General features: G+C 72.3%; 12 protein-coding genes. 8 read left to right on the top strand and 4 right to left on the bottom strand.

Going from position 1 to position 11250, the window contains the following annotated elements:
- Positions 1 to 220: 220 nt before the first annotated feature.
- A complete protein-coding gene (locus ABZ717_RS27565; protein ID WP_358515854.1) occupies positions 221 to 1069 on the bottom strand; it encodes an alpha/beta hydrolase in 849 nt (282 codons plus the stop codon).
- Positions 1070 to 1149: 80 nt separating this feature from the next.
- On the opposite strand from ABZ717_RS27565, the gene ABZ717_RS27560 reads away from it, so the two are divergent.
- On the top strand, positions 1150 to 2124 hold the full coding sequence (locus ABZ717_RS27560; RefSeq protein ID WP_358515851.1) for a phosphotransferase: 975 nt from the start codon (positions 1150 to 1152) through the stop codon (positions 2122 to 2124).
- Between the two features lie 6 nt (positions 2125 to 2130).
- On the opposite strand, the gene ABZ717_RS27555 is transcribed toward ABZ717_RS27560, so the two are convergent.
- Positions 2131 to 3606: a phosphatase PAP2 family protein gene (locus ABZ717_RS27555; protein WP_358515848.1), complete on the bottom strand. Its 1476-nt coding sequence runs from the start codon at positions 3604 to 3606 to the stop codon at positions 2131 to 2133.
- Positions 3607 to 3775: 169 nt separating this feature from the next.
- Between ABZ717_RS27555 and ABZ717_RS27550 the strand changes: the two genes are divergently transcribed.
- The 7 genes from ABZ717_RS27550 to ABZ717_RS27520 all read left to right on the top strand — a co-directional run bounded on the left by ABZ717_RS27550 (position 3776) and on the right by ABZ717_RS27520 (position 9768).
- Complete coding sequence (locus tag ABZ717_RS27550; protein WP_358515845.1) at positions 3776 to 4093, top strand: hypothetical protein; 318 nt, start codon at positions 3776 to 3778, stop codon at positions 4091 to 4093.
- Positions 4094 to 4134: 41 nt separating this feature from the next.
- Complete coding sequence (locus tag ABZ717_RS27545) at positions 4135 to 4305, top strand: hypothetical protein (RefSeq protein ID WP_358515842.1); 171 nt, start codon at positions 4135 to 4137, stop codon at positions 4303 to 4305.
- Between the two features lie 85 nt (positions 4306 to 4390).
- Positions 4391 to 5677 (top strand): FAD-dependent oxidoreductase, encoded by a 1287-nt coding sequence (locus ABZ717_RS27540; protein ID WP_358515839.1) that lies wholly within the window; start codon positions 4391 to 4393, stop codon positions 5675 to 5677.
- Positions 5629 to 6417: a DUF1365 domain-containing protein gene (locus ABZ717_RS27535; protein ID WP_358515836.1), complete on the top strand. Its 789-nt coding sequence runs from the start codon at positions 5629 to 5631 to the stop codon at positions 6415 to 6417. Before ABZ717_RS27540 ends, ABZ717_RS27535 begins: the two co-directional genes overlap by 49 nt.
- Positions 6414 to 7655 carry a cyclopropane-fatty-acyl-phospholipid synthase family protein gene (locus tag ABZ717_RS27530; protein ID WP_358515833.1) on the top strand — a complete coding sequence of 414 codons (1242 nt, stop codon included), beginning with the start codon at positions 6414 to 6416 and terminating at the stop codon, positions 7653 to 7655. Before ABZ717_RS27535 ends, ABZ717_RS27530 begins: the two co-directional genes overlap by 4 nt.
- A complete protein-coding gene (locus ABZ717_RS27525) occupies positions 7652 to 8962 on the top strand; it encodes a cyclopropane-fatty-acyl-phospholipid synthase family protein (protein WP_358515830.1) in 1311 nt (436 codons plus the stop codon). Before ABZ717_RS27530 ends, ABZ717_RS27525 begins: the two co-directional genes overlap by 4 nt.
- Positions 8959 to 9768: a DUF1295 domain-containing protein gene (locus ABZ717_RS27520; protein WP_358515827.1), complete on the top strand. Its 810-nt coding sequence runs from the start codon at positions 8959 to 8961 to the stop codon at positions 9766 to 9768. The genes ABZ717_RS27525 and ABZ717_RS27520 overlap by 4 nt, the downstream gene beginning before the upstream one ends.
- Before the next feature lie 76 nt (positions 9769 to 9844).
- Here ABZ717_RS27520 and ABZ717_RS27515 read toward each other — a convergent pair whose 3' ends face one another.
- Positions 9845 to 10630: an SDR family oxidoreductase gene (locus ABZ717_RS27515; RefSeq protein WP_358515825.1), complete on the bottom strand. Its 786-nt coding sequence runs from the start codon at positions 10628 to 10630 to the stop codon at positions 9845 to 9847.
- 64 nt (positions 10631 to 10694) lie between these two features.
- Positions 10695 to 11250, bottom strand: a 556-nt coding sequence (locus ABZ717_RS27510) for a zinc-binding dehydrogenase (RefSeq protein WP_358515822.1), incomplete at its 5' end; no start/stop codon positions are given.

The following is an 11250-nucleotide window of genomic DNA, read 5'->3' as shown; positions in this document are numbered from 1 at the left end:
CACCTCCGCCGGACCGGTGATCCCCCGCGAGGCCAGCAGCGCCGCGAACGTGCCCTCCTTGGACACCTGCGGGTAGGCCAGGCCCTTCCAGTGCGCGCCGCGAGGCGCACCCGCCCGGCTGCTCGCCCTGTGGCGACGCACCGACACCGACGCCCTCAAGGTGGACGGGAACACGGAGGCCCTTCCACTACCGATCCAGGCCGCCGAGACCGAGTGAGCCTCAGCGACGCCGGTCTAGGAAACTCGCGACGGCGTCGCTGAAGAAGGCCGGATCGTCCAACCAGGGGAAGTGCCCACCACCGGGCTGCGTCACCGTGCGGGCGTCGTCGAACAACCGTGCCGCATCCACGGCGACGTGCGGCCGAGGCGCACCATCCAGCTCTCCGGCCAGGAGCAGGACCGGAACACCCCAGGACGCCACGACCGCGCGGCCCGCCTCCGGGCCGAAGGCGTCCGGTGGCGAGAACAGCCCGGCCGCGTGTTCGTTCGACTGCTCGACCCCGGTGGCCGCGTGTGCCCGGGCCCGTTCGTCCCAGCGCCCGTAGAAGAACGGCATGACCGCGTCCCAGTCCTCGCCGGAGGTGGAACCGTTCGCCAGGTTCGTGTAGCCCCGCAACGCCGCCTCGAACCAGGGTTCACCGGAACGAAGGGCGGCGGCCTCCTGGAGGTGCCCGTCGGTGAACTCGATCCCCAGGGAGCGCAGCCGAGCGGTCACCAGCACCAGGGAACGCACCCGGTCGGGGTGGGCGAGCGCGTACAGCAGCCCCAGATCCCCGGCCGCGGAGTGGGCGAGCACGTCCATCCGTTCCAGGCCCAGATGGACACGGAGCGCCTCCACGTCGGCGACCTGCCGATCACAGCGGTACCCGGAATCGTCCTCGGGGGCCTGTGAGTCACCGGTTCCGCGCAGGTCGAGCAGGACGAGCCGGCGATGGGCGGATAGTCCGCCCAGGTCACCGAGGTAGGCGGAGGCGCGCATGGGGCCGCCGGGCAGGCACAACAGCGGTTCGCCGTGTCCGTCGGATCGGTAGGACAGGCGCGCGCCGTCGGGAGCTTCGAAGGTGGGCATGATCGTCATCCTCGCGGCACGGACCCCCATGGGCAAGGGGTTTGTACCACCCGGACCAGGGGGCTGCTACGGTCCGCGGTATGCGAGACGAGCCCGCCGACCTCGACGAACATCGCCTCCTGCCCGCCCTGAACGCCTGGGGCGTGTCCGCCGTGGCGCTGACCCACGTGCCCCTGGGCTTCGGTGACCACCACTGGAGCGCCACCGACACCGCGGGGCGACGCTGGTTCCTCACCCTGGCCGACCTGGAGCACAAGACCTTCCTCGGTGAGGACCCGCACATGGTGCTCGACCGTTTGGAAGGGGCCATGGACACCGCGGCCCGACTGCACGACGACGCCGGGCTGGGTTTCGTGGTGGCACCACTGCGTTCGCTGTCCGGCGCCACCGTCCACACTGTCGGCGCGCGCTACGCCCTGAGCGTCTTCCCGCACGTGGAGGGCGCCTCCGGGGAATTCGGCCAGGTCCTGGAACCGGCCCGCCGCGACCGGGTCCTGGACACGCTCGCGGCGCTGCACCGGTGTCCGCCCCCGGGCACCGCGCGCACGCTCCCGGTCGCCCTGGAGGGCGCCGAACACCTGGCCGCCCTGGCCGAGGACCCTCGCGGGCTCGGCGACCACGGGCCCCTGTCGGGCGCCGTCGCCGACCTCCTCGACGAGTACGGCGCGGTCCTGCGCGCCCACCTGAGCGGGTTCGGGCACCGGGCCGCCTCGGTCGACCCGGCCCGGGCCGTCATCACCCACGGCGAACCACATCCGGGCAACCTGCTGTGGCGCGACGACCGGCCGCTGCTGGTCGACTGGGACACCGTCGGCGTCGCCGTGCCCGAGCGCGACCTATGGCCGGTCACCGACGACCCCGAGGCCCTGGCCCGCTACGCCGACGCCTCCGGGCACGTTCCCGACCCCGACCTGCTCGACCTGTACCGGTTGCGTTGGGACCTGCGGGACGTGGTGGAGTTCGTGGACCTGTTCGGCGCCGAGCACCGGAGCACCCCCGACACCGAACAGGCACTCGCGGAACTGGCAGGCGTACTCGCCCGCCTGGCCGCCTGAGAACCCTCAGCGTCCCTGCCCCGCGGGCACGAACACCCGCAGCGCCGCCGGACGCTTGCGGAACGACATCGTCGGCGAGCCCTCCATGACCTCGCCGTCCACCGCGATCAACCTCGGCCGGGAGGGGATGGCCAGGGTCAACGACTCGACCAGGCGTTCGCTGTAGCCCCGCCCCGACAACGGCCGCCCCAACAGGACGTCCATCAGGGCGCGCAACCGGGGGAACGGGTACCGGGCGCACAACACCCGCACGTCCAAACGTCCATCGTCCAGATGCTCGCGCAGCCCCGGCACCCGCGCGTGCGTCCGGTACCGGCAGTTGCCCACGAACGCCCACCACACCTTGGCCGGACGTCCGTCCACCAGGGCCGGGGTGGGCCGCACCTCCCGCAGGTCCCGCCACAGCGCCAACGCGAACGCCGGCCACTTGCCGATCCGCTGCTCCCACCGGTCCCGATGCTCCACCATGTGCGGATAGGACCCGAACGAGGAGGTGTTGAGGAAGACGTGCCCGTCGACCTCGCCCACGTCCACCCGCGCCAGACGGCGGTCGGCGAAGGCGCGCAACGAGATGTCCACCGAGGTCAGCCCCAGGGTGCGGGCGAAGTTGTTCAGGGTGCCGTCCGGTAGTACCAACAGGGGACGGTCGTGCGCCAGTGCGGCGGTCGCACCGGCGTTCACCGTGCCGTCGCCGCCCGCCACCGCCAGCACCTCGCAGTCGCGTGCGGCCTTGTCCATCACCTCCAGGATGTCGTCGTCGGCCGACATCGGCATGATCCGTGCTCGGGGCAGTTGCCGGGCCACCCGGGTGGTGGTGTCGGTCATGGAGAGACTGGGCAGGGCGCCTTCGGCCGAACGCGGATTGAGCACCAGCGTCACCCCGGCCCCTTCCGGGTCCACGTCGGCCTCGCCGGCGGGGACGGTGCTCGCGCCGTGCACGAGTTCGGGCCTGGGCGGGATGAGCGCCCGCGCGGCCAGGGCGGAGACGAACCCGACCGCCATCCCGCCGAGCACGTCGCCCGGGTAGTGCACGCCGCTGTGCACCCGTGAGAACCCCACCGCGCCGGCCAGCGCGATCACCAGCGCCGACAGGGGCCTGGGCGCGTCCGCGGCCACCCCACCGGCGAACCCGAACGCGGCGGCGGTGTGCCCGGAGGGGAAGGAGGAACTCAAGTAGGCCCGGTAGGGGAACCTCGCGGCGGGGATCGCCGAACTGTCCGGTCGGGGCCGCCGCGCCAGGTACTTGATCCCGGAGGCGGCGGCGTTGGCCAGGCCGGCCGCGGCGATGGCCCGCAGCGCGGTGCGCCGCAACCTGGGACCGCCGGTGACCGCGAGGGTGGCCGAGACCATCATCCAGGGGGCCATGTGGTCGGTGGCCTGAACGAACCGCGGCGTGTAGCCGTCCAGCCGTGGGGTGCCCACCCGGGTCACCCTGTCGTAGACGCTCTTGTCGATGCGTTGTAGGTGACGCAGGATTCGCATGCGCCCAGCCTGGTGGGAATCGGATGAGTTGTCCATTCCCTCGGCGGCGACGAAGGGCCCGGCGGGATCCGCCGCCGGACCGGTGACCGGAATCGGCCCTGTGGATCACGTTTCGGAGGGGTCCTGGGCGAGTAGGGTTCTGGGCGCGTTCCCCCAAGGAAAGGCGCCCATGACCACCAACGAGAGCCCCGAACAGACCCACGTCGTGGTCCTGCACTCCTCCGGTCCCCTCGACACCGACCTCGCACGGGCCTACCCCGAGCACCGGGTCACCGTCCTCACCGACGGCCTCCCGGTGGTGGTCGGGGAGGACGTCACCCCACCCGACACGGTGTCCATGCCGCGCGGCGAGTGGCACGACCAGCTCGCCCGATGGGCGCGGGGCGGACCGGTCGAGGTGGTGACCTTCGACGAGACCTGCGCGGCGGCCTGCGACGAGTTGCGTTCCGCCCTCGGACTCGGCCCGCGGCCCTCCGAGAAGGTCTGACGCCGAACCCCGAGTTCGCGCCGCCCACCGGGGCCGCGACCGTGCCCGACCCGGACACCTTCGCCGGGCCCGGACGGGGCGTACCGGGAGAACACGCCGACTTCCTTCGCCCACCCGGACCCGACGCCCGGTGGGTGTTCGAGGCGCTGGGCGTGGACTCCCGGGGCCGTGTCCTCTCCCACCTCACCGCCGTCCACGCCCTCGTCCCCTGACCCACGCCTTGCCACGGGACCCATCCGCCCGGCCCTTGGCACCGAATACCTCGTGATGGTCGCACCACCCCACACGAGAGGGCGCATGAGCACACACCACAGACGGCGGGTCGCGGTGATCGGCGGCGGGATCTCCGGGCTCACCGCCGCCCACGTCCTGCACCGTCACGACGACGTCACGCTGTTCGAGGCCGACGACCGGCTCGGCGGACACGCCCACACCCACGACGTTCCCGGGCCCGACGGCGAACCACTGGGCGTGGACAGCGGCTTCATCGTCCACAACCGCCGCACCTACCCCCACCTGCTGCGCCTGTTCGACGAACTCGACGTCCCCACCCGCCCCACCGAGATGAGCCTGTCGGTGAGCTGCGCCGGTTGCGGACTGGAGTACGCGGGAGCCCGAGGACTCCGGGCCATGTGGCCCGACCGTTCCAGGGCGAGCGTCGACTACCTGCGCATGCTCGCCGACGTCCCCCGCTTCCACCGGGCCGCGAACCGCCTGCTCCGAACCGCCCGACGCCTGGACGAAGAGCGGGGCGCGGTCGGTCCCAGCCTCGGCGCCTTCGTCGAACGCCACCGCTTCCCCCCCTACTTCACCGCCCACTTCCTGCTCCCGTTGGTCTCGGCGGTCTGGTCCTGCCCGGCGGGCACCGCCCTGGAGTACCCGGCCCGCCACCTGTTCACCTTCCTGGAACACCACGGCATGCTCGGGATCTGGGGGTCACCCCGCTGGCGCACGGTCGAGGGCGGCTCGCACACCTACGTCGAACGGGTGGCCAAGAACCTGCGCTCGGTCCGCACCGGCACCCCGGTGCGCGGGCTGGCCAGGAGCGAGGGCGGCGTACGGGTGCGCACCGACTCCGGAACGGCCGATTTCGACGCCGCCGTGGTCGCCACCCACGCGGACCAGGCCCTGGACCTGCTGGAGGAGCCCACGGACACCGAACGCGAGGTACTGGGCGCCTTCACCTACACGCGCAACCGCACCCTGCTGCACACCGACACCTCCGTACTACCCGACGACCGCGCCACCTGGGCGTCCTGGAACCACCGGTTGCCCGCCTGCGCCCCTGGCCGCGCCCCCGTTCGGGTCGGATACCACATGAACCGGCTTCAGGGGCTGCCGGAGGGGGACGACTACATCGTGACGCTCAACGACGACGCGGACGTGGACCCCGCGAAGGTGGTGGCCGCGATGGACTACGCCCACCCGGTCTTCACCCCCGAGTCGGTCGCGGCCCAGAGTCGTCTGCGCTCCCTGGACGGCCCCACCCTCGCCTACGCCGGCGCCCACTACGGCTGGGGCTTCCACGAGGACGGATGCCGGGCCGGCGCGGAAGCCGCCGCGGCCCTGGGCAGGGTCTGGTGAGGCGCACACCCGCCTTGTACGAGGCGACCGTCCGCCACGTGCGGTCGGCCCCGGTGCGGTACGCCTTCGCCCACCGCACCCTCTACTGGTTCGTCGACCTGGACCACCCGCCGCGACCGCCCCGGCTCCTGCGTCCGCTGGCCGGCTTCCACCCCGCCGACCACGGTTCCGGGCGGGCGGCCACGATCCGCGCCGATCTGGACTCCTACCTGCGCGACCGGGGCGTGGAACCGCCCGGCGGGCGCGTGTTCATGCTCGCCCACCCCCGCGTGTTCGGATACGTGTTCAATCCACTGACCGTGTACTGGTGCCATGACCCCCACGGTGTGTCGCGGGTGGTGGTCGCCGAGGTGCACAACACCTACGGCGACCGCCACCGCTACCTCCTGCGCCCCGACGAACGCGGCCGGGCCCGAGTGGACAAGGCCCTGTACGTGTCCCCGTTCAACGACGTCGACGGCCACTATCGGCTCTCCCTGCCCGAACCCGGCGAGCGGTTGGACCTGACCGTGACCCTGCACCGCGAGGGACATCCGCCCTTCACCGCCTCGGTACGCGGCCTGCGACGTCCCCTCACCCGGGCCACCCTGCTGTGGCTGAACCTGCGCTACCCGATGGCGCCACTGGTCGACGCGGCGCGTATCCGCCTCCACGGCATCCGGCTCTACCTGCGTGGCCTGCCCGTACGGGAGCGGCCCGTCCACCGCTCGGATCACGAACCGCGAGGAGCACGTCAATGACCACCGTCGAAGCCACCTCCCCGAACGCCGAACGCTGGCCCGACGTGGCCCGGGTGCCGCGCAGTGGGCTGCGCACCGCCGTGGCCCGCCTGGTGACGGCCCGGGCGGTCCCACTGGCCGGTATCCGTGTGCACACCGGCACCGTCGCATCGCCCGCCGATGGGAACACCCCCGTGCTGTGGCTGCGCGACCCCGAGGCCTTCCACGCCCGCCTGGCCCACGACGGCCTCATCGGGTTCGGTGAGTCGTACATGGCGGGGGAGTGGGACTCACCCGACCTCGTCGCCCTGCTCACCCGCCTGGCCGACCACTACGAACGACTCGTCCCCCGAGCCCTGCAACCACTGCGACACGTCACGCTGCCGCGCCGCCCCGACTCCGACCGCAACACGAGGGCGGGAGCGCGCCGCCACATCAGCCACCACTACGACCTGTCCAACGACCTGTTCGCGCTGTTCCTGGACCGCACCATGACCTACTCGTCGGCGCTGTTCACCGCCGACGACCCGCGCGATGCCCACGGACTGGCCCGAGCCCAGGAACGCAAGATCGACCGGCTCCTGGACTCCGCCCGGGTGGAGGAGGGCACCGAACTCCTGGAGATCGGCACCGGCTGGGGCGAACTGGCCGTTCGGGCCGCACGACGCGGCGCCCGCGTCACCTCCATCACCCTGTCCACCGAGCAACGCGACCTGGCCCGCGCCCGCGTCGCCGAAGCCGGGATGAGCGACCGCGTCGACGTGCGCCTGTGCGACTACCGCGACGCCACCGGTTCCTACGACGCCGTGGTCAGCTGCGAGATGATCGAGGCGGTGGGCGAGAAGTACTGGACCGCCTACGTCACCGCCCTGGACCGCCTCACCCGGCCCGGCGGCAGGGTGGCGCTCCAGTGCATCACCATGGAGCACGCCATGATGCGCGCCTCGCGCGGCTCCTACACCTGGATGCACAAGTACGTGTTCCCCGGCGGACTCATCCCCTCGATCACCGCCCTGCGCAGAGAGTTCTCCGCCCACACCCGACTGCGCGTCACCCACCGGCGCGCCTTCGGCCGGGACTACGCCGACACCCTGGCCGTGTGGCGCCGCACCTTCGTCGACGCGGCCGACCAGGTCCGCGAACTGGGCTTCGACCCCGTCTTCCACCGCATGTGGACCTTCTACCTGGCCTACTGCGAGGCCGGATTCCGGTCCGCGATCATCGACGTCGAACAGATCACCCTGGAGCGTCCCGCATGACCACCACCCGTGCCGCTACCGACGCCACCGCCCGACCCGGGGGAGACCCAGGCACACGAGGGGCGGCCCACCTGCTGGGCCCCCTGATCGCCGCCTTCTTCAACGGGGTACCACCGGTGCGGCTGCGCACCTGGGACGGCAGCGAGTACGGCCCCGCGAACGCGCCGCGCGTGACGGTACGCGACCGCGACGCCCTGCGCCACGTGCTGGCCCGCCCCGGAGAACTGGGCCTGGCCCGCGCCTACGTCACCGCAGGCCTGGAGGTCGAGGGCGACCTCACCGACGCCCTGCGCCGCGTATGGGCCTCGGTGCGCGAACACGGTACCTCGGTGCCGGGGCCGCTCGACTGGGCACGCGTGGCCCACGTCGCCCTGGTCCTGGGCCTGGTGGGACCACCACCCGCCGCGCCGTCCGTCGAGGCGTGCATGGGAGGGCGGCTCCACAGCCGCGAACGCGACGCCGCCGCCGTCGCCCACCACTACGACGCCGGCAACGACCTCTACGAACTCCTGCTCGACGAGACCATGGCCTACTCCTGCGCCTACTGGGACCCCGACCGGCCCGAGCAGACCCTGGCCCAGGCCCAACGCGCCAAACTCGAACTCATCTGCGCCGATCTCGGACTCCGCGCCGGCGACCGGCTGCTGGACGTGGGCTGCGGCTGGGGTTCGCTCACCCTGCACGCCGCCCGCGAGCACGGGACGCGGGTGCACGCGGTGACCCTGTCGGCCCGTCAACGCGACCACGTGGTCGAACGCGCCGCCGCGGAGGGGCTGGACCACCTGGTGGACGTGCGCCTGCTGCACTACCGCGACATCGCCGACGACACCTTCGACGAACCCGTCGGGCGCGGGTTCGACGCCGTGGCCACCGTGGAGATGGGCGAACACGTGGGCCGCGACGCCTACGGGCCCTTCACCCGCCGGCTCCACGACCTGCTGCGTCCGGGCGGCTCCCTGCTGGTACAGCAGATGTCCCGACGCGGATCCCACCCCGGTGGCGGCCCGTTCATCGAGCGCTACATCGCCCCCGACATGCACATGCGCCCGCTCGGTGAGACCGTCGCGCTCATCGAGGACGCCGGGTTGGAGGTGCGAGGCGTGCGGGCGCTGCGCGAGAACTACGTGCGTACCGCCCGCGCCTGGTCCGAGGAGCTGGAACGCCGATTCGACGAACTGGTGCGGATCGCCGGCCCGCAGACCGCGCGGGTGTGGCGGCTGTACCTGGCCGGGGGAGCGCTCGCCTTCGAGGAGGGGCGCATGGGCGTCGACCAGATCCTGGCCCACCGCCCCGAGGATCCCACGTGAGCGTGGGCGCCGCCCTGGCCCTCAACCTGGGGGTGACCGCGCTGGTCCTGGCCGCCGTCATGCTCACCACCTTCGCGATCGGGGTGCGGCTGGGCCGGCACAGCGTCGTCGACTCCGCCTGGGGCGCGGCCTTCGCGGCCACAGCGGTGACCACCGGGGTGGTGGTCACCGCCACCGGACACGGCGACCCGACCCGCGTCTGGCCGCTGGTCGCGCTGACCACCGTGTGGGGGCTGCGCCTGGCGGTGCACATCGGTCTGCGCGGCCGGGGCAAGGGCGAGGACCCGCGCTACGAGAGGTTCCTGTCCAACGCGCCCGGCGACCCGAACCTCTACGCGCTGCGCGTGGTCTACCTGCTCCAGGGAGCCTTGGTGTGGCTGATCTCCACGCCGATCCAGGTGGGCGCGTTCACCTCCCAGGCCTTCGGGTGGCCGGCCGCGCTCGGCGTGCTGTTGTGGCTGACCGGGTTCCTGTTCGAGTCCGTGGGAGACGCCCAGCTCTCCCGGTTCAAGGCCGACCCCGACAACAAGGGCCGGATCATGGACCGTGGCCTGTGGGCGTGGACCCGCCACCCCAACTACTTCGGCGACGCGTGCGTGTGGTGGGGCCTGTTCCTGGTCGCCGCGGGTTCGTGGTGGGTCCTGTTCACCCTGCCCGCCCCACTGGTGATGACCTACCTGCTCACCCGGGGATCGGGCCAACGGCTCATGGAGGAGCACATGGCCGGTCGTCCCGGCTGGGCCGAGTACACCGAACGCACCAGTGCCTTCTTCCCCCTACCGCCCAAGCGGGACCCCCACGCCTGAAGGGACGGGGCCGGGGCGTGCCGGGCCACGGGCACGCCCCGGACGGTGGCTCGGATCACCGGCTCAGGCCATGGACTCAGACCGACGGGACCTGACCACCGTCGACCCGGATGACCGAACCGTTCACGTACGCGGCCTGCCTGCTCGCCAGGAAGGCCGCCACCGCGCCGTACTCGGCCGGGTCGCCGTAACGGCCCGCGGGGATCGAGGCGCGGCCCTTCGCCTGGGCCTCCTCCACCGAAAGGCCCTCACGTTCGGCCCGGGCGCGGTCCAACGAGTCCACCCGTGGGGTGGCGATCCGGCCCGGCACGATGACGTTGGCGGTCACCCCGTCCGCGGCGACCTCCGTGGCCACCGTCTTGGACCAGGAGTGCAGTGAGGCCCGCAGCGTGTTGGACACGCCCAGGTTCGGGATGGGGGCGATCGGACCCGAGGAGGTGCTCGTGATGATCCGCCCCCAACCGCGTTCGCGCATCCCGCCCACGACCGAGTCGGTCAGTTCGATCACCGGCAGCACCATCGCCGCGTACATGTCCCGCCACAGGGCCGGCTCCTGACCCAGGGCCGGCGTGGGCGGTGGCCCACCGGTGTTGTTGACCAGGATGTCCACCGGACCCAGGTCGGCGGCGACCCGCTCGGCGACCTCTCGGGCGCGTCCGTGCTCGGCCAGGTCCCACTCGATGCCCACGGCTTCCACACCCGTGGCCCGGCAGGCGTCGACGGTGGCCCGGAGACGTTCGGAGTCACGGCCGGTCACGGCCACCTTAACCCCCTCCGCCGCCAGCGCGAGCGCCATGGCCCGGCCCAGCCCCGAACTGGCCGCGGTCACCAGCGCGACCCTGCCGGTGATTCCCAGATCCATCTCGTCTCCTCCACTGCGGTCCGGCGATGTTCTGGGAATCCTGGCAGATGCCGGAACCCCCGTGTCAGCTCGGGTTAGGGGTCACGACCGCTCGACCGTTGACCTCGCCCGCCTCCAGCTTCCGGTACGCCTCCAAGGCATCGTCCATGGAGAAGCGCTCCACGTCCGGGCGGATCTGCCCGGCCTTGTACATCTCCACCACCTCCCACAGCTCCGCGACCGAACCCCAGTAGGTGTTGGTCATGTGGGTCTCGTAGGGGTTGGTGAAGAACGAGAACTCGTGGGTGCCGCCCGCGATGCCCACGATGGTGCAACGACCGCCCTGCGCCATGGAGGCCGCGGCCGCGGACACCGTCGGGGCCGCACCCACGAAGTCGAAGGCCGCGTCCACACCGTGCCCACCGGTGAGCGCGCGGATCTTCTCCACCTGGTCCTCCCCGGCGCCGACGGTGATCGCGCCCTCCGCCTCGGCGCGGGCGCGCGCGTCCTCCTTGACGTCGGTGGCGATGACCGTGGCGCCGGTCAACGCCCGCAGGATCTGCACCCCGATCAGGCCGAGGCCGCCCAGCCCGATGGCCAGCGCGTACCGACCACCGCCGGCCAGGTACGGAAGCGCCTCC

Source organism: Nocardiopsis sp. NPDC006832, assembly GCF_040635885.1.
Classification (GTDB): domain Bacteria; phylum Actinomycetota; class Actinomycetes; order Streptosporangiales; family Streptosporangiaceae; genus Nocardiopsis.
Note: the sequence above shows the minus strand (reverse complement) of the source record. Positions and strands in the feature narration are given on the sequence as shown.